Raw genomic sequence first — 16,208 nt, 5'->3', positions numbered from 1 at the left:
TGCAGGTAAAGCGTATGGAAATACAGGTGAAGAATAGTTTCAAGGCAGGTTTGCTTGTCTTTTCGTTCCTGATGAGTTGCGCCTGCCCCGCCCATGCCGTCGCCACCTTCGACGAAGTCAAACGCGACTTCAAACCCTCAGAGACCCTGGTGCTGGACCGCAACGGCGAGCTGCTGCAGCGCCTGCGCACCGACAAGGCTGTGCGGCGCGGCCAGTGGGTTGCCTTGCCCGATGTATCGCCGGCCCTGCGCACAGCGCTGGTCCTCAGCGAGGACAAGCGTTTTTACGAACACAGCGGCGTGGACTGGCGCGCCGTCTCGGCCGCGGCCTGGGGCAATCTGTGGAACACCAAGACCCGCGGCGCCTCCACCATCAGCATGCAGCTGGCCGGGCTGCTCGATGAAGACTGGCGCGCCGGCGCGGGCGGGCGCAGCCTCACGCAGAAAGTCGGCCAAACCGTTTCGGCCCAGGTGCTGGAAGCGCGCTGGCGCAAGGACCAGATCCTGGAGGCTTACCTCAACCTGGTGCCGTTTCGCGGCGAGATGGTGGGCATAGACGCGCTGAGCCGCACGCTGTTCGGCAAGGCCGCGCACGGCCTGGACGAACGCGAGGCGGCGATCGCGGCCGCGCTGGTGCGCGCACCCAATGCCAAGGCGGCGCAGGTCTCGCAGCGTGCCTGCGGTGTGCTCAAGGTCATGCAAGCACCCGCCAAGGTGGATTGCACGGGCCTGGATTTGTTTGCCAGCGCCGCGCTGCAGCGCAAGGCTTTTGACGCGAGTGAGGGCGTGGCGCCGCATCTGGCGCGCAGGCTGGTAGCCGCCCAGGCCGGCAACACCCAGGGCCGGGCTAACGCGCCCCGGGCATTGGCCTCCACCGTTCGCGCCCCACTCCAACGCTTCGCCGTGCAAACTCTCACCCAGCAGCTGCGCGAGCTGCGCGGCCGCCACGTCGAAGACGGCGCCATCGTGGTGCTGGACAATGCCACGGGCGAGGTGCTGGCCTGGGTGGGCTCCTCGGGTGAACTGAGCGACGCGGCCGAAGTCGACGGCGTGTTGGCGCTACGCCAGCCCGGCTCCACGCTCAAGCCCTTTTTGTACGCGCAGGCGATGGCCGAACGCCGCATCACCGCGGCTTCGCTGCTCGAAGACTCGTCCTCGCAGATACAGACCTCGGGCGGCCTTTACATCCCGCAAAACTACGACCGGCAATTCAAGGGCCTGGTGTCGGCGCGCACCGCGCTGGGCGCTTCGCTCAATGTGCCGGCCGTGCGCACGCTGGTCATGGTCTCGCCCGACGCCTTCCACAAACAGCTCAAGGCCGTCGGCCTGCCGCTCAAGGAATCGGGCGACTACTACGGCTACAGCCTGGCGCTGGGCAGCAGCGAGGTTTCGCTGCTGTCGCTTACCAATGCCTACCGCACCTTGGCCAACGGCGGGCGCTACAGCGCGCCCTCGCTCGCGAAAAATCCCAAGCCCGTCTTCAAGCCGGCGCTGGACGCGCGCGCCGCCTTTATCGCCACCGACATCATGGCCGACCCGCTGGCGCGCGCGCGCACCTTCGGCACCGACAGCGTGCTGGCCACGCGCTTCTGGACGGCCGTCAAAACCGGCACCAGCAAGGACATGCGCGACAACTGGGCCATGGGCTTTTCGCAGCGCTACACCGTGGGCGTGTGGGTGGGCAATGCCAGCGGCGCCCCCATGTGGGACGTGAGCGGCACCAGCGGCGCGGCGCCCATCTGGGCGGCGCTGATGAACTACCTGCACAGGACAGAACGCAGCCGCGCGCCCACACCGCCCGCCGGCCTGGTGCAAAGCCGCACGCAGTTCGGCAATCAGGGCGGCACGCCGCTGGAGGCGGCGCGCAGCGAATGGTTTATCCAGGGCACGGAACAGGCAATGTTTGCCGCGAATTCCAGCACCGGCGATTTCGGCCCGGCCAAGGCCTCCAGGCCAGGCAAAAAAACGGCGGCCGAGCCCGACGCCCCGCCCCGCATCACCGCCCCGGCCTCGGGCACCATCATCGCGCTGGATCCGGACATCCCGCCCAAACACCAGCGCATCAGCTTCAGCGCCGAAGGCCGCGGCACACGCTGGCTGATGGACGGCAAGGAGTTCGCGCGCGGCCCGCAAGCCCAGTGGCTGCCCTGGCCGGGCCGGCATGTGGTGCAGCTGCTCGATGCCGGCGGCAAGGTCGCCGACGAGATCAAATTCGAAGTGCGCGGCGCCGGGGTGCGCGAGGCCAGCGCACGTGGCGGCGCGGCCGCCAAACGTTGACCCTCAGCCATCCGCATGCCCCAACGCCAAACCGCCCTGCCATCCCCGGCATCCCTGCCTCCCCCGGTAACGAGGCGCCTCTTCCAAACCCTGCTTGTACTCTGTGCGGCGCTGTGCATGCTGAGCGCCGGCGCCCGGCAAATGGCCGTGCCGACAGACACCGCACAAACAGCCGAAGCGGCCGACGCCGCGCAAATTGCAACCCCGACCGACGCTGCGCAGATAGCCGTGCCGACCGACGCCATAAAGGTGCCCGTGCCGCGCTACAGCGCGCGCGTGGTCGACACCACCGGCACTCTGAACAGCACGCAGATCGCGAGCTTGAACGAACAGATCCTGGCGCTCGAGGCAGACACGCGCGCGGCGGTGGTCGTGTTCATGTTGCCGACCACGGGGGAAGATGCCATTGAGGAATACGCCATGCGCGTGTTCGAGGCCTGGAAATTGGGTGACACGAAGCGCGATGACGGCATCCTGATCCTGGTCGCCACAGAGGACAGGCGCATGCGCATCGAGGTCGGCCAGGGCCTGGAAGGCAGCGTGCCCGACGTGCTGGCGGGCCGCATCATCGACGAGCAGATGAAGCCACGTTTTCAGGCCAGGGACTACGCGGGCGGGCTGCAAGCGGCCATCGACCACATAGGCGCCGCGGTCCGCGGCGACGCGCAGCCCGTGGAAGACACGGGCCGCGGCGTCACGCCCTTTGGCTGGGCTTTTTTGGCCTCCTTGCTATGGGGTTTCGCCGTAGGTGCGGCTCGCGCGCACCGCAAGTGGAAATGGAAGTGGCCGGTGACGATGGGCGTGGCCGCCGCCCTGCCGCTGGTGGCGGCCGCCGCCCTGAAGGCGCCCGGCCTGGCGGTCGTCTTGCTGACTTTCCCGGTACCGCTGGCGTTTGCGCTGGGTTTCGGCTGTGGCCGCTCGCGCACCCTGCGCAGGGTGGTCGGCGGTATCGCATTGGTGATCTGCCTGATGGCCGGCATGGCCTATGCGGTGGGCGCCAACAGCTTCGGCCTGGGTCTGCTCTACGTCGCAGGGGGCGCTGTTGCCTGCCTGCTGCTGGGCATCATCGGTGCGGGTGCTTACATGGCCTTCAAGCGCAGCCTGCTGGAGTTCGGCGTGCGCTGCGCGCTAGTGGCCGCCATCGTGGGCTATGTGGCTTTCCAGAATCCACCCGACCTGCTTTTTATAGACTTGGAATCCTGGTTGCCCACTGGGATCGCGGCCGGCCTGGCCATGCTGTTTGGCTTCTTCCCGGGCAGCGTCAGCACCAGCAGCGGGGGCGGCAGTTCATCGGGCAGCAGTTCGAGCTCCAGCTCCAGTTCCAGCAGCCGGAGCTCGTCGGGCGGCTCCAGCAGCGGCGGCGGGGCTTCCGGCAGCTGGTAGAGGGACGGCCGTGGCCGGCGTACCCTTGTTGAAATAATTTGAAGCCCGGCAAAATTTATTCAATCGCCGGACTGCCCAAACCCTTAGCATTGGGCGACCAAGGAGACTATCACCGTGCCCGTGATCACCAATATTGAAGACCTGCGCGTCCTGGCCAAAAAACGCGTGCCCCGCATGTTCTACGACTACGCCGATTCCGGCTCGTGGACCGAAAGCACCTACCGCGCCAATGAAAGCGACTTCCAGAAGATCAAGCTGCGCCAGCGCGTCGCCGTCAACATGGAAAACCGCAGCACGGCCACCACCATGATAGGCCAGCCGGTCGCCATGCCGGTCGCCATCGCGCCCACGGGCCTCACGGGCATGCAGCACGCCGACGGTGAAATCCTGGGCGCCCGCGCCGCCAAAAAATTCGGCATCCCCTTCACGCTCTCGACCATGAGCATCTGCTCCATCGAAGACGTGGCCGCCGGCACGGATCGCCACCCCTTCTGGTTCCAGCTCTATGTGATGAAGGACCGCGCCTTTATCGAAAGCCTGATAGACCGCGCCAAGGCGGCGAATTGCTCGGCACTGGTGCTCACGCTGGATTTGCAAATCCTCGGCCAGCGCCACAAAGACCTGAAAAACGGCCTGAGCGCCCCGCCCAAACCCACACTCTCCACCATCCTCAACCTCATGACCAAACCGCGCTGGGGCCTGGGCATGCTGGGCACAAAGCGCCACGGCTTCGGCAACATCGTCGGCCATGTCAAAGGCGTGGAGAACATGGGCTCGCTCTCGGAATGGACGGCCAAGCAGTTCGACCCGGCCCTGAACTGGGGCGACGTGGAGTGGATCAAAAAACGCTGGGGCGGCAAGCTGATCCTCAAAGGCATACAGGACGTTGAGGACGCAAAACTGGCCGTCAACTCAGGCGCCGACGCGCTCATCGTCTCCAACCACGGCGGCCGCCAGCTGGACGGCGCGATGTCCTCCATCTCCTGCCTGCCCGAGATCATCGCGGCCGTCGGCAGCCAGATCGAAGTGCATATGGACGGCGGCATACGCTCCGGCCAGGACGTGCTCAAGGCCATTGCCCTGGGCGCCAAAGGCACTTATATAGGCCGCGCCTTCCTCTACGGCCTGGGCGCCATGGGCGAACAAGGCGTGACCAAGGCGCTGGAGATCATCCACAAGGAGCTGGACCTGACCATGGCGTTTTGCGGGCGAACGGATATCAAGGCGGTGGATAGCGGGATTTTTGTGCCTGGGACTTATTGAGGGCTGGGTGCGGGGGACTCAAAATCCCCCGCTGCAAGGCGTGCCGGTTCGATTCCGGCGTCGGGCATCATGGCTCTTCAGCCATGAGCACAGTTCTCGCCGGAGTTCAGCCTGGCGACTGATTCTTTAGAACGAACCTGATGCCGTAGCCATACGCGCCTAGAAAGACCACGATTAATAAGCACTTGACCAGAGTGGGATAGGACGACGCCCCAAGCGGGGCTATCAGCGCCAGCCCGCCGATGAACCAAGTGAACCACGCCGCCGGCTTCACGTTGATCATTTCAAGTTCAATCGCCCCTATCACAAGCGAGGCCAGCAGCACCGCAAGACTAGCCAAGATGGGATAGTTGTGAAAGAAGGTCACGGCATCGAATTGTGCTGAAGCTTGCCCCATACTGCGTTGAGTTTCGCGTCGATGGATCCGTCTTTTTCGCAGTCGCTTGACCCTATCACAACCCTGAAATGTGGCTCTTCAGTCTTGTGTGAAGGGCACGACCAGTGGCTCCTCATTGATGGAAAAACGGATCAACCAAGCACGGAAATCCACACCCCTGGGTCAAACCTCAGTGGACTTCGACAACTATCCTTCAACAACTCCATTGAATAGAGGCGGCACATTTTGAAATGCTCGTATCGATCCGCACTCTAAAAAGAACTTGGCTTTGTGATCGATCAATATTAATCGATCACTTTCGAATCTCTGAACCTCAAAGTCAACAGGACCCCACGCAGCTGAGGATTCGATGCGTGTACAACCATTGCAAATGAGATGGATATTCTCCGCATTATTTTTCCAAGTAACACGGATAATTAGCTCGCTTAGAGAAGCAGAATACTCCCATATAGTGGCCGCTCCACTCCGAGAACTCTCAATTGCTTCATGCAACTCAATACGTTGGTGGGTCATCATTTAAGTAGAAAGCCGCGTAAATAGAAATATGTTTTCTCAAAAAGACTTTGATTGTTGAGGACTGTCGCCAGTTCAGAATTAGTAACATTATTGCGCATACCAAAATCTATAGGCGCCTTAACTGCCGCTGCTACATTAATCCCCTCTAAATTAAAGTGAATCGTTTTTGCATTTGAAGCAGCTTGATTGAAAAATGGTTCAAAAGGGCCATTCCACTTCCCAAGACCAGCGCCCTCCCATTGGTGATAATTTAGAGCCCCAACGCTCTTAGAAAATTTTCCAAGCGCATTCGCATCTTCGCCTATTTTAGAAAGCCCCAAAGCAATGCTTGGTGTGCATTGTTCCGCCGCCGGTGATTTCATTAACGTTTGCGCAGCCTGCGCCACGGGCGTCAATTTTGAGACTGCATTGGGCACTGCCGCAATTGTAGGAACTGCGCCATTGACATAACCATATCCAGCACCGGTGGCGAATGATGCTGTTGTGATCACCCAAGGTGCTTCTACCGCAAGCCAGACACACACAGCCGCTACAGGGCCAATGCACAGCCCAGTTGGATCAATCTGGCTTAACGGATTGCCCTGTACGTAGCCAAATGTGTTGACTCCACCGGCCAAGCCGATAGGGTCGCTTTGCATGTATCTACCCAGTCTGGAGTTGTACTCCCGATGCCAGTTCTGGAGTAGTCCGCTCTCGGCATCAAACATCTGTCCGGGGAGTCGCTGGTTAAAGCTGAAAGTCCCCAGGCTACTCGGGTTTTGATCTGGTGCCGTGGCCCCAAATGCCTCGGCCGAGTCCCAGCGCCAGGCAATCGCTTCATCGCTCTGGCGCGTGATGATGCGTGGCACACCAAGCTGATCGGTCGAGACGTTGTAGAGGCTAATCGCGATGTTTCCGGCAGCAGCAGCCCCCGTCTGCTTGACCACGCCCACTGGACGACCTAAGTAAATGGTTTCGTAGAGCGGAATGCCGTTAGCATCGTACTCGCCCAGCAGCTTGCCTTCTTCGTCATAGACGTAGTAGGTCGCACCTGTCGGCACCAGCGCCGTTGGCCCAGTCTTGCCAACCCGCAGTTCCAGCGCGTTGTAGCTATAGGTGACCGTACCACCCGCATTGGTCATGGTTGCCAGTCGCCCCCGGTCGCTATAGGTATAGGTATTGGTACCGTCACTCGTGATATTGCCGGCGGCGTCATGCACCACCGTAGCCGTACCGCCCACATCTTGAATCTGGGTCAGCTTGTTGCTGGTGGCCGAGATGGTGTTGGGGTAGCTGGTGCCGCTGATGACTTTGGCCGTGCGATTGCCCGTGGCGTCATAGCTGTATTGGATGGCCGTGCTGCCCAAGGTCGCGCTGATCAGTCGGTTCAGGTTGTCATAACCAAAGCTTTGGTCCACTGCGGGAACCGGGCTTCCATTGCTGACATGGGTGTAACCCGTGATGCGCCCTGCGGTGTCACGAAGAATGGTACGGCGAATGCCGGTGGTTGTCGGGTCACCCAGGTTGTACGCGCTGATCTGGCCGTTGGCGTCGTAGCTGATGGCCTGTGTCTTGGTGCTGGCCCAGGTCCAGCCGGTCATCTTGCCCTCCGCATTGGTGGTGATGGCATTCAACATTGGCAGCGTGCTACCGGTATTGGTACTCACACCATTGGCATTCGGCGGGTTGACCGTGATGCCCGAAACCACACCTTGTGCGTCATAGCTGTAGTTAACACGCGTTCCGCTGGGGTAAGTGATTGCGGTCAGCTTGTCCAGCGCACTTCCGCTATCCCCCCAGGTGTAGCCCACGGTGAAGGTTTTAGCCCCCGTGGTCTGGGTTTTACCGGTCTTGCGGCCCATGCTGTCATAGCTGTAAGTCACCTGGCCACTGGCGTCGGTGATTTTGGTCAGTTCGCCTACGGTCGCCGGTGTTGGGGTCGTTCCACCGTCGTATTCAAAGACGCTCCCAGTGCCCGTGGCATAGCTGATGGTTTTGAGGCGGTCCAGGTTGTCGTAGCTGTACTGGGTCAGCTTGCCCCTGGCGTCGGTCTTGGTCAGGACGTTGCCTTTGGCGTCATAGGTGTACTGGCTGGCACCCGTGTCCGGGCTGGTCTGGGCCGTGACGTCACCAAGGCCGTTCGGGCTGTAGGTCGTGGCCAGGTTGCGCGGGTCGGTGACCTGGGTCAGGCCGTCGGCGGCGTTGTAGGCAAAGCCCGTGGTCGTTGGCGTCGCGCTGCCGATGTTCGCCGGCTGCTGGGTCTGGATGGGACGGCCCAGGCTGTCGTAGTAGGTGTAGGTCGCCAGGCCGTTGGGGTCCAGCACCGTGGTGGGCCTGCCCATGGCGTCGTAGCCGTACTGCCAGGTCAGGGTGCCGGTGTTGATGGCAACCACGACAGCGCCGGAGGTCGAGGGGTCGTTGTTGGTGTCGCCGGCGTATTCAGCGCTCAGGGTGTGACTCCCGAGGGCGAGCGAATTGGTGGCAAAGCTTGCCACGCCACCACTCAAGGCGCTGCTGCCGACCGTGGTGCCGCCGTCCTTGAAAGTAACAGTGCCTGTGGGGCTGGCGCCCGTGACCGTCGCAGTCAGCGTGATGTTTTGCCCGACCGGGGCGGTGCCGGTGCTGCTTGAAAGTGCCGTGGTCGTTGGGCCGGCCAAAGCCATGGCCGGAGCAACAAGGAGCAGCAGCACCACGCGGCTTAGCCATGCGGTAAAGGCTTTGAAAGGGCTAGGACTGCTCATGCGGGCTCCTGCTTCGGTGAGGGTTGTGGTTGTAGTGTTCAATTGCTCGCTCCCGTGACTTGTTGCACGCGGTTCAGGGCGTCATAGACGCGCGTGATATTTCTTTGCAGGTTGCCGGAGGGGTCTTTGACCTGCTCGCCTGTCTTGTTGCCGGCGTTGTCGAGCGTGTAGGTGACGGTGTTGCCTTTGGCGTCGGTCACGCCGGTCAGGCGGTGCGCGGCGTCGTAGCTGTAGCCCAGGGTTGTGCCGTCGGGCAGGGTCGCGCCCGTCATCTGGCCCGCGTTGTCGTAGGTGTAGGTCGTGGTCCGCGCGGTACCGCCGGGTGGCGTGACCGTCACGCTGCTGGTCCAGCCCCTGGCCGTGTAACTCATGTCCGTCACGATGCCCTTGGGGTCGACCATCCGGCTTACACGTCCCATTCCGTCGTACAGAGGGAATTGCGTTACGTGGCCGGACGGGTTGGTGATCGACTGGAGGTCACCCGCCGTATGGCCTGTGGCGCCTGGGTCAATGACAAGGCCAGTATTCGCATGCGCTTGCGTGGGCGGGGTGAAATTGGCCGTGTAACGGGCCACGCCCTTGGTGATGCGAATATCGTCCAGATAGCCATTGAACTCACGATCACCTCCGGTGTAGCCCCCACCAATGCGAAGCGGGTTGGGTGAATCCATCTTGGGCCACGTGGCCCGCGAGGCTTGCAGCACTCCGTTGATAAACAGCCGGGCCGTTGTCCCGTCGTCGGAAAGTGCAACGTGGCTCCAGGTGCCAACCTGCAATGCCGTTGTGCTCGAGAGCCCGGTTGTAAACAGCCAGGACACGTTATCTGACGAACCAAGGATGTTGATGAGACCGGTCGATGCAGTCATATCAATCCTGATTGGCGCGTATCCGATGTGATCGGTTTGCATCAGCAACCACGTACCAATCGCCTTGAGACTTGACGGCCGGATCCAAAATTCAATCGTATAAGCGCCGGGCAAATGGAAGTCGGGACTGTCAGCCACCGTGAGCGAGGTATTAGATGCATCCACCCCGTCAAAGTACAGCGAAGAGCCGCCGAATTTGCTCTGCGCGGTCCCTATGCTCGCGCCGCCCACCACCGTCACGGTTTTGGGATTCGGGCTGCTGTCGACAATGGTGGTCGACCCATTGGCGCCGTCGCCATGCAGCAGCAAGCTGACGTTGTCAAAGTTCGAGTCCCCATTGACGCCGGCACCGGTGTCGGAGTAATAGCTGCTCGCATCGGTGCGGCTAAGGAGACGGCCGCTTGCGTCATAGCTAAATACCGTGGCCCGGCCGGGAACGGCTGGATCGGGCGTGCCGTTGCCCAGGGTCGCCTGTACGACCTGCTTGCACACCAAAGGCATGGACTTGCCGTTGGGCAAAGCCGGCACGCTGCTGCAGTTGGCGGGGATGCTACCCTTAAACGGATCGGGCTGGCCGTGGTAAACCGTGCTGGTGAGCAGCAAAGGCTGGCTTACTTTGACGGGCAGTCGCCAATCAGGATGCCAGCTGGTTTCAGTCTTGCGGCTTCCAGCGGGCAAGATGGAGCCGCTAGGCAGGACACTGGTGCAGGCCACCGTGGTGGACAGGCCTTCGACTCGCACGGTCTCGCGGTTACTGCTGTCATAGGCATAGCAGTTGCGCTGGCCGCTGAAGTCGTCGGCGGATGTCAGGTTGCCGCTGGCGTCAAAGGTAGAGGCATTGCTAGAGGCCCCATAGCCAGAGCCCGCAGGCTGTGAAAAACCCGTCGGCAACGGATAACCCAGCACATTGCTGTTACTGGCATTGGCAGTCCCCCCGTTAGGCCGGGTGAGTTGCACGCCGGCCGGGGCTTGCCATTCATGCGTACGGGTGGTGAGCTGTGTTCCGGTGTCGTAAGTCTGCGTCACGGTGACCTGCGGTGGCGTCGTGTAACTCACCGAAAATTTGTCCACGCCGCCGGCATGCTCGGTCGACAGCGCACGGCCGGCAGTGTCATAGGCAAAGGTCGAGTAGCGTACGCCCAGCTCGTCAACCACACCCGTCAGGGCCCAGGGCAAGGAGGTGTTCTCATAAACGAACTGGCGGGTCTTGGCGTCCGGCCAGGTCAACTGCTTCAGGTTGCCGTTAGCGTCAAAGCCGGTGGTAATGATGCGCCCTATGGAATCGCTCACGCTGGCGATCAGCCCATCGGTTGCGGCCCCGCCGGCCAGCAGGCTATAGGTAAAGCTCAGGCTGCGTCCGTTGTTGTCCGTGATTTTTTGCAGGTAGCCGGCCGCAGGTGCTGTGACGCTTGCGGCTGTGCTGTAGCTGAAGGCGAGCGTGTTGCCGCTGGTGTCCGCCCAGCTGAGGAGCTGACCTGCCGCGTTGTAGGTTTCGATACTGCGCGACTTCGCATCGACATAACGATAGCCGCCGGAGACGGCCGTGAAAGCTCCATTCACATCCGCATCGGCGATATAGGCGCTACCCGAGTAACGAAAGCTGACCGTGTGGCCGTTGCCGCGGTACAAGGTTACTCCCATGCCGCCGGTTCCCAGCACCAGGTTTCGGTGCAGGCTGCTTTCCCACAAACCGCCGAGCGCGGGCATGTTGCCAAAGGTTCTGGCAGTCTTGCCCGCGGCCAGCGCTGCGGCCTGCTTGGCACTGTCGTAGGTGAAGACCAGCGGCTGCCCTCCCACGCTCATGCCGGTGGCAACGGGCTCCACCTTGGCACCAACCAGTGGATAGATGGGATTGCCTTCGCACCATGGGCAACTTGAAACCTTGGTGGACCGAAGGATATCCACGACCGTGCCGCCTACACCTCCTGGAGTGCACCCGTCATGGGCGGCATTTTCTGCATAATTGGCGTTGCAGACGCAGCTGGTTCCCGACTGCGTCGAATGGGCCGGGCAACTGGTCGCTATGGTGCAGTAACCAGAGTCGTATGCGTAAACCCCTTTGTGCGAAACACCGCAAATTACCTGCTCCGGAGTCGTGTAATAGGGCTGAGGGACCAACACGTCATAGTTGACAGAGTCTTTAAGCAACATAAACGGGACTCCCTCAAACGATCCAAGCGCTTGGCAAGATGTCGCCAGATCCGTGGAGCATGGCCCATTCCCCGCATAGACGCCTTGATGGGCCGGGATCATCGGGAAAGCAGCCTGGACTGCGGGAGAAACCGCAAACGCCAGGACGAAAACCGCGAGAACACGACGCATCAGGTTTTTCAACATAAGAAGCCTTTAAAAACGACTGGGATGAGCTTGGGTACGGTGCGTCTGCACTGTTCTCAATGGCTCGCACCCGTAACTTGTTGCACGCGGTTCAGGGCGTCGTAGACACGCGTGATGTTTCTTTGCAGGTTGCCCGAGGGGTCTTTGACCTGCTCGCCGGTCTTGTTGCCGGCGCTGTCGAGGGTGTAGGTGACGGTGTTGCCTTTGGCGTCGGTGACGCCGGTCAGGCGGTGCGCGGCGTCGTAGCTATAGCCCAGGCTTGTGCCGTCGGGCAGCGTTGCACCGGTCAGCTGGCCTGCGTTGTCGTAGGTGTAGCTGGTCGTTCTGGCCGTGCCGCCCGGAGGCGTGACCGTTACGCTGCTGGTCCAGCCGCGTGGGGTGTAAACCATGTCGGTCACCACACCTTTGGGGTCCACCATCTGGCGCACACGCCCTGCCCTGTCGTACAGCGTGAACTGCGTGACATGGCCCGCGGCGTTGGTCACGGTCTGCAGGTCGCCGGCGGCATGGCCGGTTTCATTGGGCGCGGTGCCGCTAAAGGCGGCCGCCGTGTAATAGGCATAAGTCGTGGTGCGGTTCAGCGTGTCCTTGGCGGTCAGCACGCGGCCGGCGGCGTCGTAGGTGTACTGGGTGGTGACGATGGAGGTATCCACCGGCACGCTTGCGACGTTGGGCGCGGGATAGGCTAAGGGTATGAAGTTGCCGGTATAGCGCCCCTGCCCCTTGGTGATCCGGATATCGTCGTAGTAGACGGCGTTGGAGGTGTTGTTAAAGCCAAAAACCACGAACCCGTCGACGCTGCCGACAGCGGTGGCCCAACCACAATTCACGCCGCTCTGACCATTGACATAGCTGTACACGGTGCCGGCAATTCTCACAAAGGCCACATGAATCCAGGTATTGGCCAAACCGGTCAGGCTTTCACCGAATACACAGGATGGTTGACCAGTGCTGCTTTGCAGTACAAAACGGTTGTTCACAAAAACGAATTCTTGATACGGTGCGCCGCTGCCGCCCAGTCGAACCGCAATCACCGCGGCCGTGGTGCTCGCGGGCTTCATCCAGAACTCCACCGTGAAGTCGCCGGAAAGCGCGAAGTCGCCGTTCACCCTACCGAAATTGCTGTAATTGGTCGCGCCAGGAACATAGAAGGACGAGCCCCCAAACTTGCTCTCCGTGGTGCTGATTTCCGCATTCCCGTTGAGCGTGCCGCTTCTTGCCAGCGGGCTACTGTCGACAATCGCCTTGGAGCCATGGACGCCGTCGCCGTGCAACAGCAGTATGTTTTTCGCGTAATGGGCGTCCGCCATCTTGGGCTGCGCGGGATTGAAGTCCAGAGGATCGCCAAACTGCTGGGCTGGTGGCGTGAATGCTCCCCAGTAGCGAACCGCGCCGTTGGTGATCCGCACTTCGTCCAGGTAGCCATTCAGACTGCCTCCCCCATTGAATTGCTGGCGCCCCAACTCGAAGCGCCCGAGAGCAAATGCTTCCGAGTCGTTGTAGTAGGTGGTGGCACCGGCCTGCACGCCGTCCAGGTGCATGATCCAGTTGCCGTTGCTGCGGCTCAATGCGATGTGATGCCACACGCCGGGCGTGATGACGGGACCCGTGATTGTTCGGTCGCTGCTGTAACCCGTCCAGTACGCATAGAGTTTTCCTGTCGAGTCAACGCCGACGCGGCCGTTGCGCTGGTTTGAACTCGGGTCACCACCCCAACCAAATATGATGCGGTCCGAGTTGATGGGCGCATTGAGTTTCACAAACATCTCGATGGTGAAATCACCGGTGATCTTGAGTGTGTTGTCGGGGCCGTAGCCGTATGCACCACCGCTGGTCGTGCTGTCCAGGTTGATGGCCCCTGTGCCGAATTTGCTCTGGGCCGTCGTGGCGGAGGCTGCACTCCCCCGGCTGGTTAGGTTTTTCCGGTAAATACTGCTGTCCGCGATCACCGGTGAACCATTGCCGTCTTCACCATGCAGCAACAGCACCACCTTGTCGATCAAGGCGTCGCCGCTGGAAGCCGACGGGTTGTCAAAGTAGGGGCCGTTGGCCATCTCGACCACCGATTTACACAACAGGTTCAGGGGCGCGCCATTGGCCAGCGCGGCAGCGGGCGAGCAACTGGCTGTCGCGCCGCCGTTCTTGGGATCAGGCTGGCCCTGGTAGACCAGGGTGGTGACCGACCCTGGCTGGGTCGTCTGCTTGGGTACCCGCCAGTTGTCATCCCAGGTGGTGGTGTATTTACGCGCGCCGGCCGGCAAGGCGGCCGTGGTCGGCAGCACGGTGGCGCAGTCCACCGTAGTGGCCAGGCCCTCTACACGCGTGACCTCCTGGTTCTTGCCGTCATAGGCGTAGCAAGCGCGCACGCCCTGGAAGTTGTCATGCGACAGCAGGTTGCCACGCGCGTCGTAAGTCGAGGCATTGCTGGTCGCCGGGGAACCGGATCCCGCGGGCTGGCTGATGCCGGCCAGCACGGGGTAGCCATTGGGCATCACGACATTGGTTGTTGATGTCGTCCCGGTGGCATCCGTGACCTGCAGCCCCGTCGGCGCCTGCCAGGTGTGGGTGCGGTAGTAAGTGCCGGCCACCAGGGTTTCAGTGACGATCGCCCGCGGCGGCGTGGTGTAAGTCGCACTGTAATGGTCGATGCCCAGGGCCCCGTCGCTCGAAATCGCCCGACCCGCCGTGTCATAAGCCCAGGTGGCCAGGCGCACATTGTTCTCGTCGGTCTTGCCGGTCAGGGCCCAGGGCAGGCCGGTGTTCTCATACTGGAAAGTACGGACCTTGCCGTCCTGCCAGGTCAAGCTGCTCAGGTTCTTCGCGCCATCGTAGGCAGCCGTGATGGTGCGGCCGTCGGGCGCGGTGATGGTGGCAATCAGGCCATCCGAAGTGGCGCTTCCGCCCACTGGCAGCGTGTATGTGAAGCTGATAGCGCGGCCCATGTTGTCGGTCACCTGCGTCAGGTAGCCGGCCGCCGGCGCGGTGGCGCCCGTCGCGGTGCTGTAGCTGTATGTGAGGGTATTTCCGTTCTTGTCGGCGGACGAAGTGATTTGGCCCGCGCCGTTATAGGTTTCGAGCACGCCCGAGGCCGAATCAAAGAAGCGGTAGCTGCCGGAAACCACGGTCAGGGTGTCATTGATGCCGGCATTGGCCACATAGCTGCCGCCGGGTGCGCTCAAACCAAAGCTGGTGACGCGGCCGGTGCCGCGATAGGCTTCAATGCCGACGTTTCCGGCCTTGACGTTCAGGCGCTTGTGAAAGCTGCTGCTCCACAAGGGGCCAAACGAAGGCAGGTCCTTGAACTGAGCCGCGGAGGCAAGTCCATCGGCCTTGGCCACCATCTGGCGCAGGGTGTCATAGGTGAGGTACAGCGGCTGGCCGCCTATGCTCAACTCGGTGGGAACGACCTCTATTTTGGCGCCCGTCATGGGGTAGATCGGGTTGCCCCCGAAGAGCCGGCCCTGGCAAACCGGGCAGTCCTGCAGCCCTGAATAGATGTCGACAACGTTGGCGCAGACCCCCTCGGTGCTGTTGGCACCCGTCTTCACCAGGCGCGCATCCTGGCAGGAAAATCTGACGTAGGCGTGCATATCGGCATCCCCGCCGTCAGAAACCTGCACAACACCATCCCAGCCCTGGCAAGAACCGGTGTTGCAACTCCAGGTGGTGGTGTCGGTTCTCTTCAAGCCGCAATAAGCATTGTTGTTGGCCGCAGCCGGACTCGAAGGCTCAAGGCAATTGTTGAGCTGGCCTTGGCCGGCTTGCGTACCAAAGGCTTGCTTGGAAAAAACAGAGGTCGTTACATAGGTGGCGCCATAACAGGAGCCGAAATCGCACACGCCTGGCTTTCCAGAGGGCCAGGCCGCGTTGTAATTAAGCTGGACCGTTGACACCATCGCGTCATAAAAATCATTGACGGTCGCGAAGCAATTGCCGACCAGATGCCGGTCTCCATAAATCTCGGTGGTGGAATTTGTCTGTGCCCCACCGTTGGTCCAGCAATAGTCCAGGCGCGGACTGGCCGCCGTCGTCGCGGCCAGAGCCGGCGCCATGCAAGCCAGCAAGACCAGGCCGCAAAGCCAGCGCGCAAAGCTCATGTAGAGGAAGCCGACGTGTTGTGAACCTGCCGCCGCGCCCGAACGCAGTCGCTCCACCCGCACCCCACCCGGCGCAAGCCCTTGAAACAATCCCATGGAATCCCTCGTTGATTTTTCTTGTCGCGCTTATCGCTTATCGCGCGCGTCAGCCGCACAAACGAGCCCGAAGTCTAGTGAGGGGCATTGCGCCTGTCACCCTTCATCTGGATGAGGCAAATCGTGAGTGTGCATATGAGACAACGAAATCTTCCGCTGTGAATATTTCGCCCTTATCAATGCCACACTCTTCTGGCAGAATCCGACCGGCCTTGGCGTTGGTATGCGGGGCTTCAGTTCAATTTCAATTTGAATTG

7 protein-coding genes and 1 tRNA gene are annotated in these 16,208 nt (G+C 61.5%); 4 read left to right on the top strand and 4 right to left on the bottom strand.

Annotation, left to right across the window (positions count from 1 at the left end):
- Positions 1 to 14 precede the first annotated feature (14 nt).
- The 4 genes from pbpC (at position 15) to AC1DUN_RS15585 (ending at position 4,990) form a co-directional block, all read left to right on the top strand.
- The gene (gene pbpC, locus AC1DUN_RS15600; protein WP_477714748.1) at positions 15 to 2,276 is read left to right on the top strand and encodes a penicillin-binding protein 1C; all 2,262 of its coding nucleotides are present in this window, start codon (positions 15 to 17) and stop codon (positions 2,274 to 2,276) included.
- A gap of 147 nt (positions 2,277 to 2,423) precedes the next feature.
- The gene (locus AC1DUN_RS15595; RefSeq protein ID WP_477714747.1) at positions 2,424 to 3,659 is read left to right on the top strand and encodes a TPM domain-containing protein; all 1,236 of its coding nucleotides are present in this window, start codon (positions 2,424 to 2,426) and stop codon (positions 3,657 to 3,659) included.
- 114 nt (positions 3,660 to 3,773) lie between these two features.
- A complete protein-coding gene (locus AC1DUN_RS15590) occupies positions 3,774 to 4,922 on the top strand; it encodes an alpha-hydroxy acid oxidase (RefSeq protein ID WP_477714746.1) in 1,149 nt (382 codons plus the stop codon).
- A tRNA-Leu gene (locus AC1DUN_RS15585) sits at positions 4,906 to 4,990 on the top strand. The genes AC1DUN_RS15590 and AC1DUN_RS15585 overlap by 17 nt, the downstream gene beginning before the upstream one ends.
- Positions 4,991 to 5,028: 38 nt before the next feature.
- Here the strand turns inward: AC1DUN_RS15585 and AC1DUN_RS15580 are convergent.
- From AC1DUN_RS15580 to AC1DUN_RS15565, 4 genes are all read right to left on the bottom strand, one after another.
- A complete protein-coding gene (locus AC1DUN_RS15580; protein WP_477714745.1) occupies positions 5,029 to 5,289 on the bottom strand; it encodes a hypothetical protein in 261 nt (86 codons plus the stop codon).
- Between the two features lie 542 nt (positions 5,290 to 5,831).
- Complete coding sequence (locus tag AC1DUN_RS15575; RefSeq protein ID WP_477714744.1) at positions 5,832 to 8,555, bottom strand: Ig-like domain repeat protein; 2,724 nt, start codon at positions 8,553 to 8,555, stop codon at positions 5,832 to 5,834.
- 38 nt (positions 8,556 to 8,593) lie between these two features.
- Positions 8,594 to 11,758 (bottom strand): LamG-like jellyroll fold domain-containing protein, encoded by a 3,165-nt coding sequence (locus AC1DUN_RS15570; RefSeq protein ID WP_477714743.1) that lies wholly within the window; start codon positions 11,756 to 11,758, stop codon positions 8,594 to 8,596.
- Between the two features lie 56 nt (positions 11,759 to 11,814).
- Positions 11,815 to 15,951, bottom strand: a complete 4,137-nt coding sequence (locus tag AC1DUN_RS15565; RefSeq protein WP_477714742.1) for a LamG-like jellyroll fold domain-containing protein — start codon at positions 15,949 to 15,951, stop codon at positions 11,815 to 11,817.
- Positions 15,952 to 16,208 lie beyond the last annotated feature (257 nt).

This window comes from Polaromonas sp. P4_F6 (genome assembly GCF_056401275.1).
The sequence above is the reverse complement of the archived record's forward strand: the minus strand, read 5'-3'. Positions and strand labels throughout refer to the sequence as shown.

What these genes read in the sequence shown, in the direction of transcription:
- pbpC (WP_477714748.1), top strand. Translation starts at nt 15, where the DNA reads ATGGAAATACAGGTGAAGAATAGTTTCAAGGCAGGTTTGCTTGTCTTT.
- AC1DUN_RS15575 (WP_477714744.1), bottom strand. Translation starts at nt 8,555, where the DNA reads ATGAGCAGTCCTAGCCCTTTCAAAGCCTTTACCGCATGGCTAAGCCGC.
- AC1DUN_RS15570 (WP_477714743.1), bottom strand. Translation starts at nt 11,758, where the DNA reads ATGTTGAAAAACCTGATGCGTCGTGTTCTCGCGGTTTTCGTCCTGGCG.
- AC1DUN_RS15565 (WP_477714742.1), bottom strand. Translation starts at nt 15,951, where the DNA reads ATGGGATTGTTTCAAGGGCTTGCGCCGGGTGGGGTGCGGGTGGAGCGA.